This is a genomic window from Janthinobacterium sp. BJB301 (genome assembly GCF_002735685.1).
GTDB lineage: Bacteria > Pseudomonadota > Gammaproteobacteria > Burkholderiales > Burkholderiaceae_D > Janthinobacterium > Janthinobacterium lividum.
On the sequence record NZ_PDZJ01000002.1, the window covers coordinates 439,837 to 465,846 of the forward strand.

Annotated in this window: 25 protein-coding genes and 1 tRNA gene; 9 read left to right on the forward strand and 17 right to left on the reverse strand. The window is 60.0% G+C overall.

Annotation, left to right across the window (positions count from 1 at the left end; translation table 11 throughout):
- Positions 1-21: 21 nt before the first annotated feature.
- The gene (locus CSQ91_RS15300; protein WP_099388854.1) at positions 22-939 is read right to left on the reverse strand and encodes a DMT family transporter; all 918 of its coding nucleotides are present in this window, start codon (positions 937-939) and stop codon (positions 22-24) included.
- A 350-nt stretch (positions 940-1,289) separates the two neighbouring features.
- Between CSQ91_RS15300 and CSQ91_RS15305 the strand changes: the two genes are divergently transcribed.
- Positions 1,290-1,853: a phasin family protein gene (locus CSQ91_RS15305; RefSeq protein WP_070256671.1), complete on the forward strand. Its 564-nt coding sequence runs from the start codon at positions 1,290-1,292 to the stop codon at positions 1,851-1,853.
- A gap of 122 nt (positions 1,854-1,975) precedes the next feature.
- On the opposite strand, the gene CSQ91_RS15310 is transcribed toward CSQ91_RS15305, so the two are convergent.
- The 7 genes from CSQ91_RS15310 to CSQ91_RS15345 all read right to left on the reverse strand — a co-directional run bounded on the left by CSQ91_RS15310 (position 1,976) and on the right by CSQ91_RS15345 (position 9,363).
- Positions 1,976-2,695, reverse strand: a complete 720-nt coding sequence (locus CSQ91_RS15310) for an ABC transporter ATP-binding protein (protein ID WP_070256673.1) — start codon at positions 2,693-2,695, stop codon at positions 1,976-1,978.
- Entirely contained in the window at positions 2,692-3,465 is a 774-nt protein-coding gene (locus CSQ91_RS15315) for an ABC transporter ATP-binding protein (RefSeq protein ID WP_034785170.1), read from the reverse strand. The genes CSQ91_RS15310 and CSQ91_RS15315 overlap by 4 nt, the downstream gene beginning before the upstream one ends.
- Before the next feature lie 12 nt (positions 3,466-3,477).
- Entirely contained in the window at positions 3,478-4,695 is a 1,218-nt protein-coding gene (locus CSQ91_RS15320; protein WP_034785169.1) for an ABC transporter permease subunit, read from the reverse strand.
- A gap of 22 nt (positions 4,696-4,717) precedes the next feature.
- A complete protein-coding gene (locus CSQ91_RS15325; RefSeq protein WP_034785168.1) occupies positions 4,718-5,647 on the reverse strand; it encodes a branched-chain amino acid ABC transporter permease in 930 nt (309 codons plus the stop codon).
- A 297-nt stretch (positions 5,648-5,944) separates the two neighbouring features.
- Complete coding sequence (gene ispH, locus CSQ91_RS15335) at positions 5,945-6,892, reverse strand: 4-hydroxy-3-methylbut-2-enyl diphosphate reductase (protein WP_034785166.1); 948 nt, start codon at positions 6,890-6,892, stop codon at positions 5,945-5,947.
- Between the two features lie 9 nt (positions 6,893-6,901).
- A complete protein-coding gene (locus CSQ91_RS15340) occupies positions 6,902-7,357 on the reverse strand; it encodes an FKBP-type peptidyl-prolyl cis-trans isomerase (protein ID WP_034785165.1) in 456 nt (151 codons plus the stop codon).
- Between the two features lie 134 nt (positions 7,358-7,491).
- Positions 7,492-9,363 carry a LamG-like jellyroll fold domain-containing protein gene (locus CSQ91_RS15345; RefSeq protein ID WP_034785163.1) on the reverse strand — a complete coding sequence of 624 codons (1,872 nt, stop codon included), beginning with the start codon at positions 9,361-9,363 and terminating at the stop codon, positions 7,492-7,494.
- Positions 9,364-9,608: 245 nt separating this feature from the next.
- Here CSQ91_RS15345 and radC point away from each other — a divergent pair, with 245 nt between their 5' ends.
- The 3 genes from radC (at position 9,609) to rpmG (ending at position 10,957) form a co-directional block, all read left to right on the forward strand.
- Positions 9,609-10,283: a RadC family protein gene (gene radC, locus CSQ91_RS15350; RefSeq protein WP_070256677.1), complete on the forward strand. Its 675-nt coding sequence runs from the start codon at positions 9,609-9,611 to the stop codon at positions 10,281-10,283.
- Between the two features lie 247 nt (positions 10,284-10,530).
- The gene (gene rpmB, locus CSQ91_RS15355) at positions 10,531-10,767 is read left to right on the forward strand and encodes a 50S ribosomal protein L28 (RefSeq protein ID WP_010400928.1); all 237 of its coding nucleotides are present in this window, start codon (positions 10,531-10,533) and stop codon (positions 10,765-10,767) included.
- Positions 10,768-10,789: 22 nt separating this feature from the next.
- Positions 10,790-10,957 carry a 50S ribosomal protein L33 gene (gene rpmG / locus CSQ91_RS15360; protein ID WP_010400929.1) on the forward strand — a complete coding sequence of 56 codons (168 nt, stop codon included), beginning with the start codon at positions 10,790-10,792 and terminating at the stop codon, positions 10,955-10,957.
- A gap of 154 nt (positions 10,958-11,111) precedes the next feature.
- Here rpmG and CSQ91_RS15365 read toward each other — a convergent pair whose 3' ends face one another.
- The 6 genes from CSQ91_RS15365 to CSQ91_RS15390 form a co-directional block, all read right to left on the reverse strand.
- Positions 11,112-13,205: a PKD domain-containing protein gene (locus tag CSQ91_RS15365; protein WP_180278440.1), complete on the reverse strand. Its 2,094-nt coding sequence runs from the start codon at positions 13,203-13,205 to the stop codon at positions 11,112-11,114.
- 207 nt (positions 13,206-13,412) lie between these two features.
- Entirely contained in the window at positions 13,413-14,582 is a 1,170-nt protein-coding gene (locus CSQ91_RS15370; protein ID WP_369811458.1) for a DesA family fatty acid desaturase, read from the reverse strand.
- Positions 14,583-14,754: 172 nt separating this feature from the next.
- Positions 14,755-16,113, reverse strand: coding sequence for a mechanosensitive ion channel family protein (locus CSQ91_RS15375; protein WP_099388856.1), 1,359 nt, complete (start codon positions 16,111-16,113; stop codon positions 14,755-14,757).
- Between the two features lie 125 nt (positions 16,114-16,238).
- Positions 16,239-17,558, reverse strand: a complete 1,320-nt coding sequence (locus tag CSQ91_RS15380) for an RsmB/NOP family class I SAM-dependent RNA methyltransferase (RefSeq protein WP_070281345.1) — start codon at positions 17,556-17,558, stop codon at positions 16,239-16,241.
- Between the two features lie 21 nt (positions 17,559-17,579).
- Positions 17,580-18,188: a phosphoribosylglycinamide formyltransferase gene (purN, locus tag CSQ91_RS15385; RefSeq protein WP_034785137.1), complete on the reverse strand. Its 609-nt coding sequence runs from the start codon at positions 18,186-18,188 to the stop codon at positions 17,580-17,582.
- 156 nt (positions 18,189-18,344) lie between these two features.
- Complete coding sequence (locus CSQ91_RS15390) at positions 18,345-18,743, reverse strand: barstar family protein (RefSeq protein ID WP_099388857.1); 399 nt, start codon at positions 18,741-18,743, stop codon at positions 18,345-18,347.
- A 401-nt stretch (positions 18,744-19,144) separates the two neighbouring features.
- On the opposite strand from CSQ91_RS15390, the gene CSQ91_RS15395 reads away from it, so the two are divergent.
- The 4 genes from CSQ91_RS15395 (at position 19,145) to CSQ91_RS15410 (ending at position 22,614) form a co-directional block, all read left to right on the forward strand.
- A complete protein-coding gene (locus CSQ91_RS15395) occupies positions 19,145-19,657 on the forward strand; it encodes a glycine zipper 2TM domain-containing protein (protein WP_034785134.1) in 513 nt (170 codons plus the stop codon).
- Positions 19,658-19,879: 222 nt separating this feature from the next.
- Positions 19,880-20,668, forward strand: coding sequence for a spermidine synthase (locus CSQ91_RS15400; protein WP_099388858.1), 789 nt, complete (start codon positions 19,880-19,882; stop codon positions 20,666-20,668).
- Between the two features lie 47 nt (positions 20,669-20,715).
- On the forward strand, positions 20,716-22,470 hold the full coding sequence (locus CSQ91_RS15405) for a GspE/PulE family protein (RefSeq protein WP_180278441.1): 1,755 nt from the start codon (positions 20,716-20,718) through the stop codon (positions 22,468-22,470).
- A gap of 68 nt (positions 22,471-22,538) precedes the next feature.
- Positions 22,539-22,614, forward strand: a tRNA-Lys gene (locus CSQ91_RS15410).
- Positions 22,615-22,687: 73 nt separating this feature from the next.
- Here the strand turns inward: CSQ91_RS15410 and CSQ91_RS15415 are convergent.
- Together CSQ91_RS15415 and CSQ91_RS15420 are read right to left on the reverse strand one after the other, a co-directional pair.
- Entirely contained in the window at positions 22,688-24,004 is a 1,317-nt protein-coding gene (locus CSQ91_RS15415) for a caspase family protein (protein WP_099388859.1), read from the reverse strand.
- Between the two features lie 42 nt (positions 24,005-24,046).
- A complete protein-coding gene (locus tag CSQ91_RS15420; protein ID WP_143451035.1) occupies positions 24,047-24,886 on the reverse strand; it encodes a hypothetical protein in 840 nt (279 codons plus the stop codon).
- Positions 24,887-25,121: 235 nt separating this feature from the next.
- On the opposite strand from CSQ91_RS15420, the gene CSQ91_RS15425 reads away from it, so the two are divergent.
- Positions 25,122-25,532 (forward strand): hypothetical protein, encoded by a 411-nt coding sequence (locus CSQ91_RS15425; RefSeq protein WP_099388861.1) that lies wholly within the window; start codon positions 25,122-25,124, stop codon positions 25,530-25,532.
- On the opposite strand, the gene CSQ91_RS15430 is transcribed toward CSQ91_RS15425, so the two are convergent.
- The gene (locus tag CSQ91_RS15430) at positions 25,533-26,000 is read right to left on the reverse strand and encodes a hypothetical protein (RefSeq protein ID WP_143451036.1); all 468 of its coding nucleotides are present in this window, start codon (positions 25,998-26,000) and stop codon (positions 25,533-25,535) included.
- Positions 26,001-26,010 lie beyond the last annotated feature (10 nt).

Genomic DNA, 26,010 nt, shown 5'->3' on the forward strand with positions numbered 1-26,010 from the left:
TGCTCTCCCGCTATATCTAGTCTATTTCTTGACCACGAACACCACGCCGACCACGGCCACCAGCATGCCGGCGATACCCAGCATATTGAACGCTTCGCCAAACATCAGCCAGGCCATCACGGCCGTCGTGGGCGGCGTCAGGTACAGCAGGCCCGTCACTTTTGTCGCATCGCTGCGGCGGATCAGGGCGAACAGCAGGAAGATGGCGCCGATGGACAGCACGAGTACCGACCACAGCAAGGCGCCGATAAAATTCGCCGTCCATTGCACATTACTGAAATGCAAGTCCAGTCCTTCGTAATACAGGGCGAACGGCAAGACCACCACGATGGAGGCGGCAAACTGCACCACTGTGCCGGTGCGCAAGTCGAATTGCGGGCAGTGGCGTTTTTGGTACATGGTGCCGGCCGTCATCGACAGCAGGGCGAACACGCACAGCAGCACGCTTTCCACCGTCAGGCCCACGAGGTTGATCTTCGCATACACGACGAGGGCCACGCCCAGCAAGCCAAAGAACAGGCCCATCCACTGGCGCGGGCGCACGGATTCGCCGATCAGGGGCGCGGCGCAGGCCGTCAGCACGGGCTGCATGCCCACGATCAGCGCAGAGAGGCCGGCCGGCATGCCCAGCTTGATAGCGCACCAGACGCCGGCCAGGTAGCCGGCCTGCATCAATATGCCGGCCACGGCGATCTGGCGGAACTGGCCCACGGGCCACGGCGCGCGCAACAGCAGCACCAGCGGCAGCAGGATTACCAGCACACCCAGGAAGCGCAGCAGCAAGAAGGTCAGCGGCGGCGCATACGGCAAGCCGAACTTGGCCACGATAAAACCTGTGCTCCATAACAACACGAAGAAGCCGGGCAAGGCCATCGGCGCCAGGGTCGTCAGGAAAGAGGCTTTGCCGCTGGCGCCAGCCGCGGCGGGAAGATTGGACATGGTATCAACTCGGGAAACAGGATCGGCACCGGAGCGCTGCGCCAGTGCGGGAGGCAAAGTCTAGCATGCTGCGCCGCACCCGTCCTGAAAGGCGGGGAAATAATGGTTTAGGGCTAAACCATTAACACTCAGAAATCAAATATTTCCGTTTAGAAACAATGGCTTTTGATGCAAATCTATTCAATTGTTGCATCGCACAAGAATCGCTTGACTTCGTTTTTTTTCGCCGTAGAATAGGGTTTGTTGCGTTGCACAATTCTTGTTCAGCTTGAAAAATTTAGATTCACCTGCTTTCCCAAACGGTACACGCAGCATCAAATTAACCAGATTTCGATTTTTTGGAGATTTATATGTTTTCAATTCCTGAGCAATTTTCGTCCGCTACCAAAGCCAACCTGGAAGCCCAATTCGCCCTGTTCTCGTCGTTGACGGGCAAAGCCTTCGAAGGCATCGAAAAGATCGTCGAACTGAACCTGACCGCTGCCAAGGCAACGCTGGAAGAATCGACCGCCGCCGCCAAGCAATTGCTGTCGGCAAAAGATCCACAAGAATTCTTCTCGCTGACCGCTGCCCAAGCCCAGCCTGGCGCTGAAAAAGCCATCGCTTACGGCCGTCACCTGGCTGCCATCACGTCCGGCACGCAAGCCGAGTTCAGCAAAGCTGCTGAATCGCAGATCGCTGAAACCAACCGCAAAGTCCTGTCGCTGGTGGAAGAAGTCACCAAGAACGCGCCAGCCGGTTCGGAAAACGCCGTCGCCATCCTGAAAAGCGCCATCGGCAACGCCAATGCAGGCTACGAGCAATTCTCGAAAACCAGCAAGCAAGCCGTCGAAGCCATCGAAGCGAACCTGACCTCGGCCGTGAACCAGTTCACGCAAGCGGCTGAAAAAGTCGTGCCGCGCGCTGCCAAGTAATTCCTGCGCGACCGCTACGGCGGTCCGCTGTTATCGGCTCCTCCAGGCATCCATCCCGTACTTCCCCGACGGATGCCATTATGCCCCAGCCCAGCTGGGGCATTTTTTATGCCTGATCCCTCTTACTCCCCCAGATACGCCGCCTTCACGCGCGGGTCGTCGAGCATGGCGGCCGCGTTGCCGCCCATGGTGACCAGGCCGGAATCCATCACATAGCCGCGGTGCGCCGCCTGCAGGGCCAGGCGGGCATTTTGTTCGACCAGCAAAATCGTGATGCCTTCGGACGACACCTTGCGGATCACCTCGAAAATTTTCTCGACCATGATGGGCGACAGGCCCATCGATGGCTCATCGAGCAGCAGCAGCTTCGGATGACTCATCAGGGCACGCGCCATGGCCAGCATCTGCTGCTCGCCGCCCGACAGGGTGCCGGCCATCTGCGCCGCCCGTTCCTTCAGGCGGGGAAACACGTCGAACCAGCGGGCGATATCGTCCTCGACGCCCGCCTTGTCCGTGCGCGTGTAGGCGCCCATCATGAGGTTTTCGCGGATCGACATGCGGGTAAACACGCCCCGCCCTTCCGGCACCATGGCCAGTTTCCTTTCCACCAGATGAAACGATTTCGTGCCCTTCAGCGACTCGCCCAGGTAGCTGATCGTGCCCTCGATCTTGCAGGCAGGCAAAGTACCCGTGATGGCTTTCAGGGTCGTCGTCTTGCCGGCGCCGTTTGCGCCGATCAGGGCGATCAGCTCGCCCTCGTTCACTTCCAGGTCGATGCCTTTCACCGCCTTGATGCCGCCGTAGGCCACGTGCAGGCCCGCCACCTTCAATATATTACTCATGCGTGCGATCCCCCCAGGTAAGCCTCGATGACGGCCGGGTTTTGTTGTATTTCGGCCGGCAAGCCTTCGGCAATGCGCTTGCCATACTCGAGCACCGTGATGCGGTCGCACAGTCCCATCATCAGTTTCACGTCGTGCTCGATCAACAGCACGGTCTTGCCTTCGGCCTTGATTTTCACCAGCAATTCGCGCAAGGCCAGCTTTTCCGTCGCATTCATGCCCGCCGCCGGCTCATCGAGCGCCAGCAGGGTCGGATCGGTGGCCAGCGCGCGGGCGATTTCCAGGCGCCGCTGGTCGCCATACGACAGGAAGCGGGCCGTGCGGCTGGCGAACTGGGCGATGCCGACGAAATCGAGCAACTCCATGGCCCGCTTGCGGATGGACGCCTCTTCCTCGCGCGCCGCCTTGTGGCGGAAGATGGCGCCGAAGACGCCCTGGTGCGAACGCACATGGCGCCCCACCATGACGTTTTCCAGCGCCGTCATGTCGCCAAACAGGCGGATGTTCTGGAAGGTGCGGGCGATGCCCGCCTTGGCCACCTTGTGCGGCGCGGACGGCGAATACGGCTTGCCGGCCAGCTCGAAGGTGCCCGTGTCGGGCTGGTACAGGCCCGTGATCACGTTGAAAAACGTCGTCTTGCCGGCGCCGTTCGGGCCGATCAAGCCATATATCTGGCCCTGGCGGATGGTGATGCCCACGTCGGTCAGCGCCTGCAAGCCGCCGAAACGTTTATTCACGCCGGCAATATTGAGAATGATCTGTTCGCTCATGCTATCCCTCCCTTAAGCGGACACGACGCCGGTGGATTTGTTCGGCTGGTCCACATCGTGGTCGGGCCGGTCTTCGTGCTTCGGCGATGGCCACAGGCCGGCAGGACGGTTGAGCATGATCAACACCATGGCCAGGCCATACAGCAGCTGGCGCAGCACTTCCGCCTCGATCACCACGTGGCCGAACAGCGCCTGCTGGGCCGGTTCCACCACGTGGCGCAGCACTTCCGGTATCGAGGCGAGGATCACGCCACCGAGGATCACGCCGGGGATGTGGCCGATGCCACCCAGCACCACCATGGCCAGCACGGCGATCGATTCCGTCAGCGAGAACGATTCCGGCGAAACAAAACCCTGGAACGAGGCAAACATGGCGCCGGCCACGCCGCCGAACGAAGCGCCCATGGAAAAGGCCAGCAATTTCACGTTGCGCGTATTGATGCCCATGGCCTTGGCGGCGATCTCGTCTTCGCGGATGGCTACCCAGGCGCGGCCCAGGCGCGAATGCTGCAGGCGCTTGGTGACGAACACGACGGCGATGCACAGGAAGAGGAACAAAAAGTAATACGCATTCACGGACGGCATGGAAAAGCCGGCCACCATGACGGTGCTGTTGGTGCCCGCCTCGCCCGCCAGGTTGACGCCGAAGATGCGGATCGGGTCGATCAGATTGATGCCTTGCGGCCCATTCGTGAAATTGATCGGGTCGTTCAAATTGTTCATGAAGATGCGGATGATCTCGCCAAAGCCCAGGGTCACGATGGCCAGGTAGTCGCCGCGCAGTTTTAATGTGGGCGCACCCAGCAGGGCGCCGAACAGGCCGGCAACAAAGGCGGCCAGCGGCACGATGATCCAGATCGACAGGTGGATGCCGTTTTCGCGGATTTCCGGCCCCATCAGCTGCACCAGGGTTTCGCCCAGCACGGGATACTGGTTCACCACCGATTCGAGCAGGATGGCGAACTGGGGCGAGGCCAGCAAGGCCGTCAGGTAGGCACCCACGGCATAGAAGGCGATGTAGCCGAGGTCAAGCAAGCCGGCAAAGCCGACGACGATGTTCAGGCCCAGGGCCAGCATGATGTACAGCAAGGCCATGTCGATGATGCGCACCCACGAGTTGCCGAACTGGGCGGCAAAAAACGGAAACACCATCAGCAGCGCGGCCAGGCCCAGCATGCCGGCATAGGCTTTGGTCGGATTTTTCTTAGCGTCAAAATCGAGTAGTGCCATGATTTAATCTCCCAGTTTCACATCAGGCACGGTCGGCCACGCGTTCGCCCATGATGCCGGACGGGCGCAGGGTCAGCACGATGATCAGCACGACGAAGGCAAAGATATCCTGGTAGTGGCTGCCCAGGAAACCGCCCGTGATGTCGCCGATATAGCCGGCGCCCAGACTCTCGATAATGCCCAGCAAGATACCGCCCAGCATGGCGCCATAGATATTGCCGATGCCGCCCAGCACGGCCGCACAAAAGGCCTTCAAGCCGGGGATGGCGCCCATGGAGAACTGGATGGACGCGTAGTTGGCGCCCCACATCACGCCCGCCACGGCCGCCAGCGCGGCGCCGATGGCAAAGGTGGCAACGATGACCTTGTCGGAATCGACGCCCATGAGTCCTGCCACGCGGGGGTTTTCCGCCGTGGCGCGCATGGCGCGGCCCATTTTCGTTTTTTCCACCAGCAACACCAATCCGCCCATCGACAGCGCGGCCAGGGCCAGCAACAGCACTTGCGTTTGCGAAATCACGGCACCGCCTATGTTGATGGGGTCGGTCGACAGCAATTGCGGAAAGGGCAAGGGATTGCGCGTCCAGATCATCATGGCGAAGGTTTGCAGCAGGATGGAGACGCCGATGGCGGTAATCAGGGGGGCGAGGCGGGGGGCGTTGCGCAGGCGGCGGTAGGCGACCCGCTCGATGATGATATTGACCAGAATACAGATGGGAATGGCGCCAAGGATGGCGGTGGCCAGTTTCAGGTAACCGGGCCAGTCCGGCACATAGATGCCCAGCAGTTTGAGGATGGTCAGGCCCACCATGGCGCCGATCATGAGCACGTCGCCGTGGGCGAAGTTGATCAGGTTCAGAACGCCGTACACCATTGTGTAACCGAGGGCGACTAAGGCATACATGCTGCCCAACACCAAGCCGTTAATGATCTGCTGGATGAATGTATCCATGATTGCCCTATCAAATATGCATTTTTCGGGAACAACTTCCGCCAGAACATGGGTCGCTGATACAAAAACGGCACCGGAGGAAGAATTCCTGCAGTGCCATCCCTGGACCGTTCTCACCAGCATGGTGCACGCACTGAAAACGGGCGTGACCTTGCTTAGTCATAACGACAACATATTCAAGCTTGAGGCAATCATAACGATCTTTTGCAAAAACTAAGCTTGGAATAAATCGATCATTTCCGAATTAAATTCGGTTTTGAGGTAACTATTTCATCGATACTCAACAGCCATACAGACTCAGGCGACGTCGCGCTTGATGCCATCGAGGCCTTTCGGCATCGGGAACGTGACGGCTTCCTGCACGCCGTCGAGCGGACGCACGCTACGCACGCCGCACTCTTTCAAGCGGTCGATGACGGCTTGCACCAGCACCTCGGGCGCCGAGGCGCCAGCCGTCACACCCACGCGCAGCTTGCCTTCCAGCCATGCGGGGTCGATTTGCGAGGCATTGTCGACCATATAGGCAGGCGTGCCCATCTTCTCGGCCACTTCGCGCAAGCGGTTCGAATTCGAGCTGTTCGGGCTGCCGACGACGATCACCACTTCCACTTGCGGGGCCATGAATTTCACGGCTTCCTGACGGTTCGTGGTGGCGTAGCAGATGTCGCCTTTTTTCGGCTCGGCGATATTCGGATATTTCGCTTTCAAGGCCGCAATAATGTCGCTAGTGTCGTCAACTGACAACGTTGTTTGCGAAACATAGGCCAGGCTCTCCGGATTGGCGACCTGCAGTTTCGCCACATCTTCGAGCGTTTCCACCAAATGCATGCCCATATCGGCCTGGCCCATCGTGCCTTCGACCTCGGGATGGCCATCGTGGCCGATCATGATGATCTCGCGGCCTTCGCGGCGCATCTTGCCCACTTCCATGTGCACCTTGGTGACCAGCGGGCAAGTCGCATCAAAAATGCTCAGGCCACGCGATTCCGCCTCGGCGCGCACGGCTTTCGACACGCCATGGGCGGAAAACACGAGCGTATTGCCAGCAGGCACGTCATCGAGGTCGTCGATGAAGATGGCGCCCTTGTTGCGCAAGTCGGCCACCACATAGGCGTTGTGGACGATTTCATGGCGCACATAGATCGGTGCGCCAAATTGCTGCAAGGCGCGTTCGACGATTTCGATCGCCCGGTCGACGCCAGCGCAGAAACCGCGGGGCTGGGCCAGTAACAGTTCTTTATCCATCGCTACTCCTTACAGGACCGAAATGAGCTTGACTTCAAAGCGCAGCGGCTGGCCAGCCAGCGGATGGTTGAAGTCGAACAGGGCCGAGTCGTCGCGCATTTCGCGCAGCACGCCGGCAAAGCGGCCGCCGCCCGGGGCGGCGAAGTCGACCAGGTCGCCGATCTTGTAGTCGGCACCGGGCACCGAGTTCTCGTCCAGGGTAGCGCGCGAGACGGACTGCACCAGCTCGGGATTACGCTCGCCAAAGCCTTCGCCGGCCGCCAGCTCGAACGTCTGGTGCGTGCCTTCAGGCAAGCCCAGCAAGCGCTGCTCGAGGAACGGCGCCAGCTGGCCCTGTCCCAGCATCAAGGTCGCGGGATTGCCGCTGAAGGTCGTGACAATGTCAGTACCGTCAACAGTAGCAAGACGATAATGCAGGGTGAGGTAAGCCGCTTCGGTGACGACTGCTGGTTGCTCGTTGGACATAGTAGTTTTCAAGTAACTGGTGCAAAACGATATTGTAAGCCACCCTGAGCCAGCGCGCCCCATGCCATCTCGGCGCGGCCATGCTTTTGTCAAAAAACATGGCCGCGCAACACATCCGACGCCGGATCGGCGAATCAGACGTTGACGTACGTCAACCCGCCCGCCGTGCTGGCGTGATTGCCGAAGCCGGAGCTGTCCTCCAGGTTGCCGTCGAGCTTCCAGCGTCCCACGGGCCGGTGCACGATGCCATACTGGCCATAGTCATACACTTCCTTCGGTGTCAGCACGCGGTCGTACAGGATGACGTCCGACAACTGCCAGGCGGGCGCGCCCTGCTCCAGCGCATGCACGGCGCGGCCGATCACCAGCGGGGTGCCAGTGGCATTCAAGAATGGCGGCGCCATGTTTTGCAAACTCTGATACATGAGGAAATCATCCACATACAGGCTGATGCGTCCATCATGCTTCACAGTATAAGTACAGCGGAACCAGCGGTTGGGAATGTCCACCTTCAAGCCATGCCCATTGCTGTTGGCGCCCAGGCCATTGTCGCCAACGCCATTGAATAAATACAGGAACGTCTTGATATCCTGCGTCAGCAGCCCCCATCCTTTCTTGTTCGCCTGATGCGCGATAAAAGCCTGCGCCAGAGCAACGGTCGAGGAGAAGTCCTGTTGCCGGATGCAATACGACAGCGAAAAATCCGCGCTCTCGTAGCGCACGGACGACGGCACGGTGAGCAGCAGGCCAGGCTTGAATTGCAAGGTCTTCGTCACGCCGAAACAGGGCTTGGGCGGTGCTGGACGCATGGCATCTTGGCCGCGCAAGGCGTCCCAGACAGCCTTGCGTTTGTTACTGTACCCCGGCGTCTCCACCAGGTTCAAACCGGCGCGCTCCATGGTTTTCCCCGCATTCCAGGCCCAATAGCATGCCAGTTGCACGCCCGTACGGCGTATGGCGCTCAGCAAGGCATGCAGGTTGTCTTGTCGTTCGGTATCTTGCAACGCCGTTTCCTGCTCTTTCGACAGGCAAAAGCTGCCAAGGTAATACGGCTTGCCCAAGGCATGGGCAGCGCGCTGCATCACTTGCAGGTAGGCAAGCGAAGACGAGACGAAGTCGGCCGGCAGATCCGCGTTGCTGTTCATGGCGCTGCTGACATATTCATTATTCAAGAACAGGTTTTCACAAATACAGTCGACGGGATCCGGATTTATCAATGGCAGGGTTTCCGCAATGTATTGTTCGAGGGTACCCTGGTGCGGTATATACGCGGGGATTCCTGCATTACCCGAGGAAATCATCCGCCCCAGGGCATCGTTGTCGCGCAGCGCTTGCGCCGTTTCCTGGATGATTTCGCGGGTGGTAGCCAAGTCTATCTTGGCAATGGCCATCAGTTCCTGTGCAGCCATCCAGGCGGCGATGCCGGCGTGGTTGCTGTAGCGCTGCGCAAACGCCTTGGCAAAGGCACGCATGTAGTGGCGTGTTTTCGATTGTGGATTGGCCAGTGCGGCACGCGCGGCGGCATCGTGCTGGTCCGGCGTAGCTCCCGTAGCGCCCGCTTCCCCCACCAACTCCGGCACGGCAAAGGGATTCCAGAATGGACAGGCGATGATGCCGATGCCATTGGCTAACGCATAGTCAAGCAGCGCCTGCACCGCAGCCCAGTATTCTGGCTTGATATTGAGCGCGGTTAGCGTGTTGTCGGTTGCAAACTTTGGCTCGCCAACAACATAGTCCCAGGTCTGGTAGCCCGTGTCGCTAGCCATTCTTCCGTTGAAGGGCGCCACCATCACTTGGATGTACTTGAAGCCGTTGGCCGCAAGATAAGGCAAATCGGTACTGTAATCAGGATGTTCCACTTCCGGCGCCAGCGGTGCGGTAGCGCTCCATTGACGGCGCTCCAGATACGCGTGCGCATTGAGGCCGATGCCGCTGACCTTGCCCGTGTTGACGCCGGCGGCGTTGAACTCTTGCATGACTCCATTGATAACTTTGATGTACGGCATGACGACTCCTGTAAAACAAGTGGAAGACATTGAGTTCAGGGCCCTGACTCCCCGCCGCTGCAACTTGCATGAAGTGCAACGACAGGCAAATCATAGCGCTTGAAAATGGCCAGGCCGGGCATCTTGGTTTTTGTTTTTTTCATATGATTCGCCATGAAGACGAGCTAGCGCAGCATGGCCGCCCGGGGAAGGCGCGACAATCGTTGGCAGGCGCCACGACGAGCCGGGCGCGAACGGGAGGCAAGATGGGCATCAAGGATTGGCCGGCCGGCGAACGGCCGCGCGAGCGCCTGATCGAGGATGGCGCGCAGTCGCTGTCGGACGCGGAATTGCTGGCCGTCTTCCTGCGCACGGGCGTGCGCGGCAAGAGCGCCGTGGAACTGGCGCGCGACACGGTCGAGCACTTCGGCTCGCTGCGTGGCCTGTTTGGCGCCAGCCTCGTGAGTTTTTCCGCCGTGCACGGCATGGGCAGCGCCAAGTTCGCCCAGCTGCAAGCCGTGCTGGAACTGGCGCGGCGCGCCATCATCGAAGACTTGCAAGCGGGCCAGGCCCTCAATTCGCCGCACGCCGTAAAAGATTATTTGCGCCTGACCCTGGGCCACCTGGCGCATGAAGCGTTCCACGTGTTGTTTTTGGACGTCAAGAACCGCCTGATCACGACGCAGGAAATGTTTCGCGGCACCCTCACCCACACCAGCGTGTATCCGCGCGAAGTGGTCAAGCAGGCCCTGCTGCACAACGCGGCCAGCGTCATGCTGGCGCACAACCACCCGTCCGGCACGCCGGAGCCCAGCGAATCGGACTTGCTGCTGACGCGCGCGCTGGTGCAAGCGTTGTCGCTGGTGGACGTGCGCATCCTCGACCATTTCGTCGTTGCCGGGCGGCAAGTACATTCCTTCTCGGAACACGGCCAGATCTAGGCCGGGGCTGGCCAGGCAGCAGTTAACCATGTGTAAACAAGGACATACGTGATAGCAGCAAGACGCTTATCTAACAGTAAACAGCACTGTTTACCAGTGCTTCCCCCTATGACGAAGGGGAAAAGTCAAATTGTTAAATTATTTCAATACAACACGACACAATTGTTTTTCGCAAGTCATTGATAAATCTGCTTATTTTGGATATACTCTCGTTTTTCCAATTTGGAATATCTTTAAGGAGTGCGCCATGGCACGTGTTTGCCAAGTCACTGGGAAGAAGCCGATGGTCGGCAACAATGTTTCCCATGCAAACAACAAAACCAAACGTCGTTTTTTGCCTAACTTGCAGAATCGTCGTATTTTTGTTGAATCTGAAAACCGCTGGGTCTCCCTGCGTTTGTCCAACGCCGGTCTGCGCGTCATCGATAAAGTCGGCATCGACGCCGTATTGGTCGATATGCGCGCTCGTGGCGAAAAAGTCTAATTAGCAGAATAAGGGAGCTATCATGGCAAAATCAGGCCGCGACAAAATCAAGTTAGAATCGACCGCCGGTACGGGTCACTTCTACACGACCACCAAAAACAAGCGTACGACGCCTGCGAAAATGGAGATCATGAAATTTGATCCTAAAGCACGCAAGCACGTAACGTACAAAGAAACCAAAATCAAGTAATTGATATTGTGTTCTCTGATGAAAAAGCCGCTCCGATGAGCGGTTTTTTTATTGCCCAAGCACCCAGGCCTGCAAGCCGCCCACCCCGGCAACCCGCCTCGAATCGCCCGACATCGGATTGGGGACATACGCCGTACGCCCCCGCAGCCGGATGCTAGCGAATCTTCATGCCTAGAATATACCGTGGATAGAAACCGACTGGCGTGGTATAGCCGACAGGTACGCCGCTTGGCCGTAACAAGGTATAGAAATAACGCTCGCCCTCCGATACTTCCATGAATGCATAACCATCATAGTCCGGCCCCATTTGCGTTTCATAGCACGCTGCCGGGTTGGACGCTGGTCCATAAAATGTCAGCTTCAGGCGGAACAGGTTGGCCTTCGAATCGGGAGAAATGGGGGCAATACGCCCCTGGACCCGGCAGCCAGCCTCTGTCGTGCCACTGATGCTGCCATCCGGCGCAATGTAACTGGCGCCGCCAGCCACATACGTCCCGCTGATATCGGCCAAGCTCAACGCCAGCGCATTCTCAATACCATAAGAATCGAAGGACAACGTCACCGTCTTGCCAGCAGCGGCAGACATTGTGCCCACGATGCGCGTTTTCGGCACGATGGTGCCAGATGCCTGAATGCCCTCAATCGACGTGGAGGTGTGAACCGTGCTCTTGTTTCCAAGCTGCCATATGGCACCGTCGCTGAGAAACTCGCCAAATACATGCACCATTCCGCTTGAAAACGGCGAGCCGGTTTGCCAAGCCGTTTCGCCGCCGGGTAATACCAGCGCGAATTCAGGATAGATTTTTGTCGATGGGCGGCGCCAGACGCCTGCCGCGGCATCGGTTCCGGAGGCAAACGAGCCCGCATCGGGATTTGCCAGCGTCACGCTGCGATATGGCTGCCGGCCAATATAGCGCGTTGCGGTCCAGGCACCGTTTGCAGCGCTGTTTGGAATACTCCACGTACCCGCCCCGGTCCCGTCCTGCCCAAATACGCCACGAAAGATGGCGGCAGTTTGCGTACTTTCGGGAATATGCGGATTGACCCGCATATTCAGCGTGACGCTTCCAGTTTTTTCCACATCACCACGCAGTGCAAAGTCGCCCAACAGTTTTCCGTTGGAAATACACATACCCGGCGTATAGCTGCTACCAGAGGGAGAGACAAACAGCACGTCGCAAAAACCGGCATTCGCTCCGGTAAATTCCAGCTTCCAGTAGTCACCATACATGCCGCCATTCGGCGCGCCGCTGACGGCCGGCGTGGTTTGATATGGCGCGTCCAATTGCGCCGTTACTTCAACAATGGCAGTACTCACATAGCGCTCGCCCGGATAATCGACGAGAACACTGAACATGTAGCTTCCGGGCTTATCCGCGACAAAAGTTGGCTTGGCGGTGTTCGCCAGGCTCAGCTCCACCACACTCGTGGCAGGCTTGCCAATAATAGACCAACTGAAATTTGCCGTGACACCGGGTGCAACTTGGCTGCCGCTCGCATCCAGCGAGACTGTCGCCCCAGTTGCTACCGCTTGCGGCTTTCCGGCATGCGCCACCGGTACGGCCTTGAGTTCAACGATGAGCTTTTTGATGTCATCAACCGTCTGCCCCGATACCAGCGCCTGGTTAATCAATCCGAGCTGAATGGAATTAAAATAGGAACCCAAGCGGTCCAGCAACCTGTCATGGGCATCCCCGCCAGCCTTGTCTGCCGCGGTCGCGGCCTTCAATGGCGTGCCGATAAAGTCTTGCAAGAAGCTGATACTGAACTTTGCCTGCAACAGATTCACGATATCCGACTGTGCGGCAAGCACATTGGCGGCATTGACTGTATTGACCAGCGATGCCGCGTCGATGTCCGGGAACAAGGCACTGAGATCACGGCCAAACAACCGCGAGCTGAGCATGTCGGTCAGGGGCGTGATATTGGCAGTTGCCGAACTCCCCGCTCCGACCACAACGGAATGCAATTTGATGCCATTGACGGGAGCGGTCAATTGCAGGAGACATGGAAATTTCCCTTCGACAATTTCCATTTGATAAGCACCATCCGGCCCGGTGCGCGCCTGTGCACTGCCCACCTGGCATTTCGCCTGAATGGAGGCATCGACAAGGGCCAGGCCGGTCGCCGCTGTGCCGCTGAGCGCGAGGCTGCTTTTTACAACGGGTGGAGGATTGGGGATGCCAGGATTGGGACTCGCCGGTTCTGGCACCGAGGTACCGCCACCGCAGGCAGAGAGCGCCGCCATGACACATCCCATAAACGCACTTCGTATTAACATTGCCATGCAAACTTTCCTATTTTAACTAATTAACAAGGAAAGTATTTCACAAAATTATTATTTTGGCAAATCGACATTCTCGGGAAATGCCACGCGAAGCCCCCGTCGCCTTCACGCTCAGGGCAAAAAAAATGGCCCCGCAAGCGGAGCCACTCATGTCACCTCACCGTGCGATCAAGCATAGCTGCGCAGGCGCAGGGAGAAATCTTGCAGCGACTTGATGCCCGACGCTTCGGCGCGCGTGCACCAGTCTTGCAGCTTTTGCAGCAATTGCTCGCGCGTAAAGTGCGAACGTTCCCAGATGGCACCCAATTCCACGCGCATGTGGTGCATGGTTTCCAGCGCCTTGCTGTGCTGGAACAATTCCGACAACTGTTCGTGATGCGCATCAGCCAGCTTGCCCGGCTCGCGCTGCATCAGCTTGCGCGACGATTTCAGGAAGCGCTTTTCCAGCTCGGCCTTGTGCTTCAGGTGTTCCAGCTCTTCCTTCCAGGCATGCTTGATCGATTTCGCATACTTGGCCATCACATCGTAGCGGTTGGCGATGACGGACTGCAAGGTCTCGAAATCCGCTTCCAGCTTGCCGTGCGAAAACTTCGGCTCCGGCGCCAGCTTTTTCACCTTGGCCAGGCCCAGCATTTCCAGCGCGCGGATATACGCCCAGCCAATATCGATTTCATACCATTTCGACGACAGCTTGGCCGACGTCGCATAGGTATGGTGATTGTTGTGCAACTCTTCGCCGCCGATCAGGATACCGAACGGAATGATGTTGGTGGCCGCGTCCGCGCAGTCGTAGTTGCGGTAGCCCCAGTAGTGGCCGATGCCGTTGATGATGCCGGCTGCCGTGATCGGGATCCACATCATTTGCACGGCCCACACGGAAATGCCGATCACGCCGAACAGGATGAAATTGATGACGAACAAGGACACCACGCCCAGCCAGCTGTATTTGGTGTACAGGTTGCGCTCGATCCAGTCCGTCGGCGTGCCGTGGCCGTATTTAGCCATGGTTTCCATGTTCTTCGATTCAGCGCGGTACAGCTCGGCGCCTTCCCAGAAGACTTTCTTGATGCCGCGCGTCACGGGGCTGTGCGGATCTTCTTCCGTATCGCATTTGGCGTGGTGCTTGCGGTGGATGGCCGCCCATTCCTTGGTGACCTGGCCCGTCGTCAGCCACAGCCAGAAACGGAAGAAATGGCTGGGGATGGCGTGCAATTCCAGCGCGCGGTGGGCCTGATGGCGGTGCAGGTAAATCGTGACGCTGGCGATCGTGATATGCGTGACCACCATGGTGTACAGGAAAACTTGCCATGCGGACAGATCGGTAATGCCAGTTGCCATGAACTGCAAAACGTCGTGTAAAACGGAACTCAATGTCATTACTGCTACTCCAAGTGGACAGGGCGTGCGCACGGTCGCTCCAGTGATTCTGGAGGTCCGGCAGAGTTAATTTTAGGCGTGATTGTACGCCCTAATGGGTGCGGTCAGGCAAAATCGGAGGCAGGCAGCGAGGTTAAGGCTGGGTGCCGGATGGGGCGGACTCACCCTCTGCCGCGCTGGCGAGCGGGGCAGGAGGCGTACCAACAATACGCAATTCGCGTTGCGGAAACGGTACAGTGACCTTATGTTCCTGCAAGGTGCGCCAGATGGCGCGGTTCACATTCGACTTCACGCCGCCGGTGCCGTTTTCCGGATCCGCGATCCAGAAGCCGATCTGCACATCGAGGCCGTCGGCGCCGAAACGCACGAGGGTGGCCGATGGCGGATTGCTTTGCGACACACGCGGCACCTTGGCCGTCGCCGCTTCCAGCAAGGGGAAGATGACATCGAGATCCGTTTCATAGCCCACCGACACGGCCGTCGACAGCCAGACCATGCGGTTGCTCAGCGACATGTTCTGCACGCCGCCGGAAATCAGCATTTCATTCGGCACGATGGATTCAACGCCATCGCCCCCCAATAACACAGTATAGCGCGTATTGATTTGCGTGACCTTGCCCGTGAACTGGCCCACCGTGATCATGTCGCCGATGGTGAGGCTGCGGTCCAGCAGGATGATGAAGCCGGACACGAAGTTCGCGGCGATCTTTTGCAAGCCAAAGCCCAGCGCCACGCCGAAGGCGCCGCCAAACACGGACAGCACCGTCAGGTCGATGCCCACCAGCGACAGGCTGACCAGCACGGAAACGAGGATCAGCACGGCGCGGCCCATGCGCGACATCACCACGCGCAAGGAAGTGTGCAGGCCCTGCATTTTCATCAGGCGCTCGTCGAGCGAGGTGCCAGCCCACATGGCCAGCACCAGCAGCACGGCCACGGAAATAGCGGCTTGCAAGATGGCAGCCACGGACACCTTGTTGCGTCCCAGCGGCACGACGATACCTTCCAGGAAGGTATGCAATTCCGGCCACAGGCCCGTGATGTACAGGGCCATGCCGGCCCACACCACGACTGTAAATATCTTTTCCAGCAGCAGCATGGTGGGACTGATGTCGCCATGGCGGGCAAAAATGCGGCGCAGCACATAAAAACCGAAGCGCACCAGCGCCATCGAGGTGCACAGGGGGATGGCAATGCTGAGCAGATTGACCGACTGGAACTTGGCGAGGAAATGCTGCGCAATACCCAGCAGCATGGCCGCCAGCACGGGCGTGAGGATGCGGATGAAACTATCGGTGCGCTGCAAGGTTTCCGGCGTGGCCGGCGTGGCGGCCGCTTCCGCGCGCTGGTGCAGGAACACGCGCAACTGCCGCACCAGCAGCCAGCTCAGCGCCAGGCAGGCGACGATGACCAGCGCCTGCCACAGGATGGCCGGTTGACGGAAATCGTCGACAAAGTCAGTGATCAGGTTGAGCAGCGGGGTTTCGTTCATGGCGGATGGCGTCTGGAAGATGGTGCGGGGGAATAACCGGGCGGGGTGCCCACAGCTTGCGCCAGACAGGCCGGCGCAAGTGCATGGCCACCGCTGCGATGCTGCAGCGGCGGCCCGTGACAGCCTTATTCGGCTGGTTCAGCGTCAACGTCGTCGGCCGGCTTTTCATCGGCGTAGACTTTTTTCGGCATGACCTTGCGTTCGAACACGGCGGCGAAGAAGCCATCGGTCTGGTGCAGATGCGGCAACAATTTCAGGTAGTCGCCCATTTCCAGCTCGATCTTCTGTTCGGCCAGCACTTTGCTCATCGGCACCAGGGTGAAGTCCGGATGGGCCGCCAGGAATTGCTCGGCGATAAAATCGTTTTCTTCGTTCAGGAAGCTGCAGGTGGCATACACCAGGCGGCCGCCGCCCTTGACCAGGCGCGCCGCGCCGGCCAGGATGGCTGCCTGCTTGGCTTGCAGCTCGACGATGGAATTCGGCTGCTGGCGCCATTTCACGTCCGGATTGCGGCGCAGGGTGCCCAGGCCGCTGCATGGCGCATCGACCAGCACGCGGTCGATCTTGCCGGCCAGACGCTTGATCTTGGCATCGCGCTCATGCGCGATCTGCACCGGATGCACGTTCGACAGGCCGCTGCGGGCCATGCGCGGCTTCAGCTTGGCCAAACGCTTTTCCGACACGTCGAATGCGTACAAACGGCCCGTGTTGCGCATCAGCGCGCCCAATGCGAGGGTCTTGCCGCCCGCGCCGGCACAGAAATCGACGACCATTTCGCCGCGCTTGGCGCCGACGATTTGCGACAGGATCTGGCTGCCTTCATCCTGCACTTCGATGGCGCCGCTCTGGAACAATGGCAGGTTTTGCAACGATGGCTTCTTGATCACGCGCAAACCCAGCGGGGCATACGGCGTCGGCGTGCTGAGGATAGGCGCTTCGGCCAGGGCCAGCATCACGTCCTCACGCGTGGCCTTGAGCGAGTTCACGCGCAAGTCCAGCGGCGCCGGTGCGTTCAGCGCATCGGCCAGCTTCATGGTTTCCGCTTCGCCGAACTGGGCGATCAGCTTGTCGAACAGCCAGGTCGGCATGTTGGCGCGCATATTCGACGGCATCAGGCTGCGGTCAATCTGCGTGATGCGTTCCAGCCATTCCACTTCTTCTTCCGTCAGGCCGCCCAAGGAGTCGGCGCCGACGGCTTCGGCCAGGCCGAGGATGGTCAAACGGCGCATGGTCGGGCCACTGCCCGCTTCGGCGAAGTCCGTGAAGAACGATTTGTTGCGCAGCACGGCATAAATGCCTTCGGCAATGGCGCCGCGTTCGCGCGAACCGAGGCGCGGATGGTCGCGGAAATAGCGCGACAGGGTGGTGTCGGCCGGGGCCGTGAAACGTAAAATTTCGCGCAATACTTCTTCAGCATTGGCAAGTATCGCTGGTGGCAATCTCATTGTTATTCTTCCTGTAATATTTTATTGAGGGTCCACGCGGACCTGGCCATGCTCGACTGACAGTTTATCGTCAATGAACAGGCGGATGGCGCGCGGGTAAAGCAGATGTTCCTCTACCAGCACGCGCGCCGATAAGCTCTCTTCTGTGTCGCCTGGCAAGACGGGGACTTTCGCGCTCGCCACGGCCGGGCCATGATCGAGCTCGGCAGTCACGAAATGCACGGTCGCGCCGTGTTCCGTTACGCCCGCCTCGAGCGCCTGGCGGTGCGTCGCCATGCCCGGGAACAGCGGCAGCAGCGACGGGTGGATATTGAGCATGCGCCCCGCGTAATGCTCGACGAAGGGCGGCGTCAGGATGCGCATGAAACCGGCCAGCACGACCAGGTCGGGGGCAAAGCCGTCGATCACGGCTTGCAGCGCCGCATCGAACTGTTCGCGGCTGGCATAATCCTTATTGGCAACGACTGCCGTCGCTATCCCGTGTTCCGCGGCAAAAACCAGTCCCTGGGCATCGGCCCGGTTACTGATGACGGCGGCAATACGGGCTGGCCATTGCTCGGCTTGCGCCGCGCGCACGACCGCTTCCATGTTGCTGCCGCGTCCGGAAATGAGGATAACGATATTTTTCATAGCGCGCATTGTACCCGCTATGGCGATGCGAATCTAGAAAGGCCGGCATTATTGTTGCGGCGCAACATGGGCGCCGGCGCGCCGCAGCCGCCCGAAGATGCCGATTCTCACCTGCGCGGGAAGCCGGTTTGACGGCGCCGCGGCAAGAGTAAGTATTTACTCGAACGAATAGAAGACGCGGAACGGGACTTTCTTCTCGGCCCAGTAGTCGGTCGCGTCGCGGAATACGTCGAGCAGGATCTCGCGCGCTTCCTTGTCGAATTTTTGCGTATTTGGCAATTGCTCGAGCACCACCAGGAAACCCGTCTGCGTGCCGGCCTTGGACATGGTGTCCGTCAGGCACAGGCGCAGGGCATCGAAATTCTTCGCCAGGTTTTTCGGAAACAGGAATGCTTCTGCAATAATGCCGATGACTTGTTGTTTGGTCTGTCCAGCGTTGCAATGCGCATATAAAAAGTGCTGCCCGAGACGGATCGCCTCGTCTTGTAATTCGGTCACGCGAAAGGCACGGATGGACTGGACAAGGTTGGGCGGCACGGTTAGTAACAAACTCATTTTTCCCTCAAATCGACCTGTTATGTATGGATCTCTTCTAGCTGCTCTTCTTATTGCATCCCCGCACGCGGGTCAATGCGCACGCGGTGATTCGATCTGTATCAACTTTTATGCGATTCAGTGCGATTTTATATAAGCCATACGCGTATTAGGGTAACGTGTTGTCCTGCATGAATCAACCCGAATATGATGTCAAACGCAAGATTTGTTACAAACCGCTGGTTTCAAGTCATTTCAACATCTTGTATCGATTGAAAGTGCATGTTACAGACTGTAGGGCAAGGGGCTTGGGCTGTTACATTTTGTTGCCATGCGAAACACTTGTCGCCGTCTGGCGGGATTACTATAGTCCCAAGTTGTAAAAAATACCCTGAAAGATTCTCTACATAACGAGGTTACAAATGAACTTGCAAGCCAAATTGATGATGTCAGCCCTTTGTATCGGTGCATTGCCACTCGCCCAGGCCGCCGACTTTGAAGATTTCGGCAAGGTCGTGCGCGTCGTGCCGCAAGTGGAACAGATCAACCGTCCACGCCAGGAGTGCCGCACGGAATACGTGCAAGTCCAGGCACCGCCGCAACAGCGCAGCGCTGGCGGCTCCATCGTCGGCGGTATCGCCGGCGCCCTGCTCGGCAGCCAGGTCGGTGGCGGCAATGGCCGCACGGCCGCAGCGGCTGCTGGCGCGATTGCCGGCGCCGTCGTCGGCGACCGTGTCGACAACCAGAACAATTACCAGGGCGGCATGCAGGAACAAGCCGTCAAGCAATGCCGTCAGGTCGACCACTGGGAATCGCGCAACAATGGCTACCAGGTCACCTACGACTACCGCGGCCGCAATTACACGAGCATCATGTCCTACGATCCGGGCGAACGCATCCGTCTGCGCGTCTCCATCGAGCCAGCTCAACAGTAACGCCTGACATAAGCTGCTGCGCGTCGGCATAGGTGGCCTGCGATGCTCACCGTACTGGAGTACGGTTGCGCTTCTCGGCCACCTCTGCCTTCCGCTCGCGACGCTTCTGTCAAGCGTTGTTACTCAGTACTAAAATGCCGGCCCCATGTCTTTCTCATGGGGCTGGCATTTTTTATGGCGCCCCGGCGCGGGCTATAATGCGGCACACTTTCAGGCCGCCTTATGCTTATCAAACGAAAATCCATCGAACAAGTCGAATCCTCGCGCCCTGCGCGCAAGCCCCGCTATGCCCCTGTCACCCTGTCGGAAATGGATGGCGTGCGCTATCTGCATTTCGGCACGGAATGGGTGCAGGGCGCCATGCGCATCCGCAAGCCGGACTGGCCGGAGCTCGAGTACGCGCAGCAGATGATGGCGTGGATGCTGTGGATCGAACAGCCGCAGCGCCTCGCCCAGCTGGGCCTGGGCACGGCCGCGCTGACCAAGTTCTGCTACCGCCAGTTCCCGCAGGCGCAGGTCGAGGCCATCGAACTGAATCCGTCCGTCATCACCATCTGCGCCTCGATGTTCAAGCTGCCGCCCAACGACGAGCGCCTGCACGTGCGCGAGATGGATGCGCTCGACTACGTCAACGACGATGCCAACCACGGCACCCTGGACGCCCTGCAGGTGGACCTGTACGACGCCACGGCGCGCGGCCCCGTGCTGGACAGCGCCGAGTTCTATACCGCCTGCTGCGCCTGCCTGGCGCCGCACGGCATCATGACGGTCAACCTGTTCGGCGACCATCCCAGCTACGCAAAGAACATCAAGGCGATGAAGTTTGCGTTTGAACAGGTGATCTGCCTGCCGGAAGTCCATGATGGGAACGTGGTGGCGATCGCTTTCAAGACGAAAGTGGCACTCGATACGGAAGCGCAAGCCGCCCTGCTCGAACGCGCCAAGCAGATCGTCGCCGAGACCAAGCTGCCCGCCAAGTCCTGGGTCAAGGGCATCGTCAGCACCCTGTAACCGCCGGCAAGTCCAGGCAAGGCCGGCAGCCCGGAAAGGCGCCGGCCATGCCCGCATCCCCTCCTTCTCCCGATACGCCGCTGCAACTGCCGCAGCTGCTGGCCTGGCTGCAGGAAGACGGCTTGCTCGACGCGGCGCAAGCGGCCGCCATCGACGCCCAGGCCACCCTGCTGCCGGCACCCGCCCTGCATCCGCTGTGCAGCATCGCCCACGGCGCACTCACGCTCGATGCCCTGTGCGCCTGGCTGGCGCAACGCTCCAGCCTGCCGTATGTGCGCATCGATCCCCTGCACATCGATTTCAGCCAGGTGGCCGACGTCATGACGGCCGGCTATGCGGCCCGCTTCAACATCCTGCCCGTGGAAAGCACGCCTGAGCGCATCGTCATCGCCACAGCCCAGCCATATGCGCTCGCTTGGCAGGCACAGCTGGGAAACCTGGCGCCGCGCAAGCTGAGCCTGGTCATCGCCAACCCGCTGCACATCGCCGACGCCATCGCGCAATTTTTCAGCCTGGCCAGTTCCGTCAAGGTGGCCCGGCAAGCCTCCACGCAAGACCTGGCGCTGCGCCACAATTTCGAACAACTGGTGGAACTGGGGCGCAACAAGACCAGCCTCGACGCCAACGACCAGCACGTGGTGCGCATCGTCGACTGGCTGTGGCAATACGCGTTTGCCCAGCGCGCTTCCGACATCCATCTGGAACCGAAGCGCGACGCGGGGCTCGTGCGCCTGCGCATCGACGGCCGCCTGCACCAGGCCTACCAGCTGCCGCCCGTGGTATTGCTGGCCATGACGGCGCGCATCAAGTTGCTGGGGCGCATGGACGTGGTGGAAAAACGCCGGCCCCAGGATGGGCGCATCAAGACGCGCAATGCGCAGGGCCAGGAAATCGAGCTGCGCCTGTCGACCTTGCCCACAGCCTTCGGCGAAAAGCTCGTCATGCGCATCTTCGACCCGGAAGTGGCCGTCAAGAGCCTGGCCGAGCTGGGCTTTCCGCCGGCGGACGCCGAACGCTGGCGCCAGCTGACAGCGCGCACGCACGGCATCGTGCTGGTGACGGGCCCCACCGGTTCGGGCAAGACCAGCACGCTGTACAGCACCTTGAAAGCGCTGGCCGGCAGCGAAGTCAATGTGTGCACGGTGGAAGACCCCATCGAAATGGTCGAACCGGCCTTCAACCAGATGCAGGTGCAAACCCAGGCCGGCATCGAACTGTCGTTTGCCGATGGCGTGCGGGCGCTGATGCGGCAAGACCCCGACATCATCATGGTGGGCGAAATCCGCGACCTGGCCACGGCTGAGATGGCCATCCAGGCGGCGCTGACCGGGCACCTGGTGCTGTCGACCCTGCACACCAACGACGCGCCCTCGGCCGTCATGCGCCTGCTGGAACTGGGCTTGCCCGCCTATCTGCTGGAAGCGTGCCTGGCCGGCGTGCTGGCGCAGCGCCTGTTGCGCTGCCTGTGCGCGGCCTGCAAGCAGCTGGACACGGCTCCCGGTGCCGCGGCGTGGCAGCGCCTGACAGGCGGCCAGCTGGAGCGGCCAGCCGCCACGTACCGCCCCGTCGGCTGCGCCCTGTGCCGGCACAGCGGCTATCTGGGGCGTGCCGGCATCTATGAACTGCTGGGCGTGACGGAAACGTTCGGCCAGCTGGTCAAGGCAGGCGCCGACCTGCATGCCCTGCGCCGCCAGAGCATCCTCGACGGCATGACGCCGCTGCGCATCGCCGGCGCGCGCAAGATCATCGATGGCACGACCAGCATCGACGAAGTGCTGAAGCTCACGGCAGCCCTGCATTAGCGGGCCAGCACTTTCTCACAGGAATGCTTTGCATTCTTTTTCAACTGATATATAATGCGGCCTCTTTCGGGTCGTTAGCTCAGCTGGTAGAGCAGCGGACTTTTAATCCGTTGGTCGCAGGTTCGAATCCCGCACGGCCTACCACGAATACAGCAGTACAGATCAGGGCTACCCGCTTCGGCGCGTAGCCCTTTTTTGCGCTTGCCGCCTGCCCAGCTTAGCGCTGGCCGCTGGCATGCTCCAATGCAGCCACATCGGCCCGCCCGTCGGCCAGCCGCCCGCACACGAATGCCGACACATAGTTTTGGGTCGCCTGTCCATTGACGCCGACGCCGCGCTGCGGAAGGAAGTTACCGACCGGATAGGCACTGGCGATCTTGAAGAGCATTTCCCGCTCGAGCGGATAGGCCTGGTCGTAGCGCATGATGTTGCGATGCACGTTGTAGCCATTGTTATTGTTCATGTCTTGCGACAGGGGCTTGACCATCACGCGCCCCACGCCCAACTCGCTGGCCCGCATGGCAATGTCGCGCGCCAGCGACGTGGCAAAGGCATAGCGCGCCTGCTCGCCATCGCCTTCACACCAGAAGATGTCGAGCGTGACGCCATCGTAGCGATCGCGCACCATCAGGCGCTTGCGGCTGACGGTAGCCGCCACGTTGCGCGGCGCGGCTGACATGCCGGTCTTGAGCGGATTGAACTTCAGGGCGGAGAAGGCAGGGCCAACGTTGGTTTCGGCATAAGTGTCGCGCTTGCCGCTGTCGTACAGGCGCCAGACGCGGATGCCGACGGCGGCCATGATATCGCCTATGTCGCCGCCTTTCGACAGTTCGTCGGCCAACACCAGCGCATAGGCGCTATGGCCCTTGCCGTCGTTGTCGGGCGTGCGGTCGCCGGCGGTGGTGGCGTACTGGATCAGCGTGTTCGGCCCGGTGCGGATCGACACGGCCTCGCTGTAGGTGACCTTTTCGTCGACCGGCACGTCGCGGCATTTGTCCAATGCCACGACGAGTGCCACATTCTTATCATCCGGCAATTTCTGCAGCATCTCGGCGACGTTGTTGGCATTCTTTTGCAGCAGTTTGAACTGCTCCAGGTCATCGTCCTTCCTGAATGCGGCATGATCCATCCGGAACAGCACCGGCACCGTGAACGCGTGGCCGTGATACTGCATGCCATGGCCGGAATAAAAGAGGAAGACAATCGATCCCTTGGGCAAGTCCGACAGGCTGCTGGCAAAGTCGGCGACACGGGCGTTGAAGGTTGCCTGGTCCACATTGCAATAGTCATGGATCTCGAACCCGAATTTGGCCAGCTGGCTCTTGACCAGATCCGAATCGCTGCAAGGATTCTTGAGGTCGGCAATGTAATCGCCCGATGGCGTGGGATCGAATTTCCCGTTCTGGTCGTAATCCCAGTTGCCGATCAATAAGGCGACACGCTTGGGCGGGCCGGATTGTGCCTGGCAGGGAAAGGCCAGCAGCATGGACACGGCGATACAGAGCAGGGCTAGGATGCGTTTGATCGGATGCACGATATCACTCCTCGGTTGGCCAGGGTGGATGCCGGGGCGGACCTAAGCGCTTTTCAGGCCACGCTCGAACAGCGCGGCCTCAAGCTCGCGCCGCAGCACGAGGCCGCGCATATTCGGCACGCCTGTCCACAGCCGCGCCATGGACCGCAACTCGGCGGGGATGGCATCGTAGGCTTCGTTGACCATGTGCTGGCGGATCATGCGCATCTCGCGATAGCGCGGGCCATCCTTGCGGAAGCTGGCACCGCGGTTGTAGACCAGCGACACGAGCGCGCCCAGGCTGTCATCGGACAGCTTGTCCGTGTTGGGAAGGCGCGCCAGCGTCAGCGCCACGTAACGCGGCAACAGGCGCGTACGAAACTGCTGATCGGCGATGTCCCAGGAAACCGCTACGTCGCGTACCTGCGCCAAGGCATCGCGGGCCTCTTCCCCCGTCAAACCACAGACCTTGCGTAATGTTGCCAGTTCGCCGTCAGCGAGCCGGGCTTCCCAGTCTTCGTTGAGCCAGTCGACCGTGACGTATCCCAAATCATAGCCAATGCCTATCGTGACGCCCGACTCGCCGGCAGGCCAGATCGGCTGCTGGAACTTCGCCTCGTAGCGCGCGCGGTCGGTCACTTCGAAGGTGGTAATGAGCGTGATGGCGGCTTCCGAGATTGCCCGCGAAGACAAGGGAGTACGCGGCGCAATGGCCCGCGATTCGTACTGCTCGCCGAAGCCCTCGCGACTAGTGCGCGTCGCTTCAAGCAGCGACGGATCGTTGATGGCTTGCCGCAGCAAAGTATCGAATGCATCCGACTGCGCCAGCACCTTGCCGCCAGCGAGCAGGCCCAAGGCTCCCAGCGCGACTGCCGCGCCAACAAACTCTCGTCTGGAATGCATCGCATGCTCTCCTCTAGTGTCCGGCAAACATGGCGACACGCCACTTGCAGGAAAAACTATGCAGGATGGCGCGCAGCGCGCCATTGATGCACTTCAATATACAGATATTTATTATTTGAAAATACACAGTTTATTGCACTTGTGCTTGCTGTGTCAGGCCATGCTCTTTTGCTGAAGCATAGCCGCGCATGGCAGTTATACTGGTGCATCCCATGCCGATCCGGAAAGATACACCGTGAAACTTGCCGCCCTGCTGCCCCCCCATCTCCTGCTGTGCGCACTGCCGCTGCTTGCGCAGGCGCAAACGCCCATCGTGCTCGACGGCCAGTACAGCGCGCGCACGGACGAGATGAGCCTGCAGATCATCGGCAACCGCGTCTGCTTCGCGCCCGACAAGGCGCAGTGGGGCCGCCTGCCCCGCCCTGCCGCCACGCACGATGCGTGGTTCTGCTTTTCCAACGATGGCGAGGCGCGCCGGCTGCTGCGCGTGCCCGCGCGCCAGGCCGACAATTGCGGCTGGCAAGCGCGTGCGCGCATCGTCATCGACACCTATCAACCGTATGTGGAGCAAGGCGATGGCAACGACATGGCGCGCCTGGCGTCGGTGGTCAAGGTGGCGCAGCCAAACGCCATCGCCTGCGAGTAATCAGCCCAGTTCGTATTCCTGCAGATACCGGGCAAACAATTCCCCATCGGACAGCGGACACGCCAACCCTGCGCCCCAGTCGGCCAGCAGCAACTGCTCTTTCAAGGGCAGCAGCATGAGTTCAGGCATGGCGTCGCTGCACCACAGGTCGCACACGATGCCGTCGCCGTCCAGGCCCGCAAACAGGGTCTCCGTCGTCTCGCCGCCAAAGGCCAGCACATTCTTGCATTCCACCCGGTAACTGCTGTAGCCCGTATACACGGCGTCGTACGGCTGCAAGGCATCGGCCAGCGACAGGCGCAACTGGTCCGCCGTGAGGCCCAGCGCGCGCAGCGGCGATGGCGGCGCCTCGGGCACGTACATCTGCGTCCAGCCGGCGCCGCTGCGGTGCGCGTCGGCAAATGCCTGCTGCTCGCCCATCTGCGTCAGGCAGTGCTGCAAATTATCCAGCGGCAGCAGTTCGATCATGCAAAAATCA

Excerpts from the sequence above, each read along its gene's own strand:
- CSQ91_RS15400 (WP_099388858.1), top strand. The coding sequence starts at position 19,880 with ATGCTTATCAAACGAAAATCCATCGAACAAGTCGAATCCTCGCGCCCT.
- radC (WP_070256677.1), top strand. The coding sequence starts at position 9,609 with ATGGGCATCAAGGATTGGCCGGCCGGCGAACGGCCGCGCGAGCGCCTG.
- CSQ91_RS15370 (WP_369811458.1), bottom strand. The coding sequence starts at position 14,582 with ATGGCAACTGGCATTACCGATCTGTCCGCATGGCAAGTTTTCCTGTAC.
- CSQ91_RS15345 (WP_034785163.1), bottom strand. The coding sequence starts at position 9,363 with ATGCCGTACATCAAAGTTATCAATGGAGTCATGCAAGAGTTCAACGCC.
- CSQ91_RS15405 (WP_180278441.1), top strand. The coding sequence starts at position 20,716 with ATGCCCGCATCCCCTCCTTCTCCCGATACGCCGCTGCAACTGCCGCAG.
- CSQ91_RS15300 (WP_099388854.1), bottom strand. The coding sequence starts at position 939 with ATGTCCAATCTTCCCGCCGCGGCTGGCGCCAGCGGCAAAGCCTCTTTC.
- CSQ91_RS15395 (WP_034785134.1), top strand. The coding sequence starts at position 19,145 with ATGAACTTGCAAGCCAAATTGATGATGTCAGCCCTTTGTATCGGTGCA.
- CSQ91_RS15340 (WP_034785165.1), bottom strand. The coding sequence starts at position 7,357 with ATGTCCAACGAGCAACCAGCAGTCGTCACCGAAGCGGCTTACCTCACC.
- CSQ91_RS15430 (WP_143451036.1), bottom strand. The coding sequence starts at position 26,000 with ATGATCGAACTGCTGCCGCTGGATAATTTGCAGCACTGCCTGACGCAG.
- ispH (WP_034785166.1), bottom strand. The coding sequence starts at position 6,892 with ATGGATAAAGAACTGTTACTGGCCCAGCCCCGCGGTTTCTGCGCTGGC.
- CSQ91_RS15380 (WP_070281345.1), bottom strand. The coding sequence starts at position 17,558 with ATGAGATTGCCACCAGCGATACTTGCCAATGCTGAAGAAGTATTGCGC.
- CSQ91_RS15420 (WP_143451035.1), bottom strand. The coding sequence starts at position 24,886 with ATGCATTCCAGACGAGAGTTTGTTGGCGCGGCAGTCGCGCTGGGAGCC.
- CSQ91_RS15375 (WP_099388856.1), bottom strand. The coding sequence starts at position 16,113 with ATGAACGAAACCCCGCTGCTCAACCTGATCACTGACTTTGTCGACGAT.
- CSQ91_RS15325 (WP_034785168.1), bottom strand. The coding sequence starts at position 5,647 with ATGGATACATTCATCCAGCAGATCATTAACGGCTTGGTGTTGGGCAGC.
- rpmG (WP_010400929.1), top strand. The coding sequence starts at position 10,790 with ATGGCAAAATCAGGCCGCGACAAAATCAAGTTAGAATCGACCGCCGGT.
- CSQ91_RS15310 (WP_070256673.1), bottom strand. The coding sequence starts at position 2,695 with ATGAGTAATATATTGAAGGTGGCGGGCCTGCACGTGGCCTACGGCGGC.
- CSQ91_RS15320 (WP_034785169.1), bottom strand. The coding sequence starts at position 4,695 with ATGGCACTACTCGATTTTGACGCTAAGAAAAATCCGACCAAAGCCTAT.
- CSQ91_RS15305 (WP_070256671.1), top strand. The coding sequence starts at position 1,290 with ATGTTTTCAATTCCTGAGCAATTTTCGTCCGCTACCAAAGCCAACCTG.
- rpmB (WP_010400928.1), top strand. The coding sequence starts at position 10,531 with ATGGCACGTGTTTGCCAAGTCACTGGGAAGAAGCCGATGGTCGGCAAC.
- CSQ91_RS15390 (WP_099388857.1), bottom strand. The coding sequence starts at position 18,743 with ATGAGTTTGTTACTAACCGTGCCGCCCAACCTTGTCCAGTCCATCCGT.
- purN (WP_034785137.1), bottom strand. The coding sequence starts at position 18,188 with ATGAAAAATATCGTTATCCTCATTTCCGGACGCGGCAGCAACATGGAA.
- CSQ91_RS15365 (WP_180278440.1), bottom strand. The coding sequence starts at position 13,205 with ATGGCGGCGCTCTCTGCCTGCGGTGGCGGTACCTCGGTGCCAGAACCG.
- CSQ91_RS15315 (WP_034785170.1), bottom strand. The coding sequence starts at position 3,465 with ATGAGCGAACAGATCATTCTCAATATTGCCGGCGTGAATAAACGTTTC.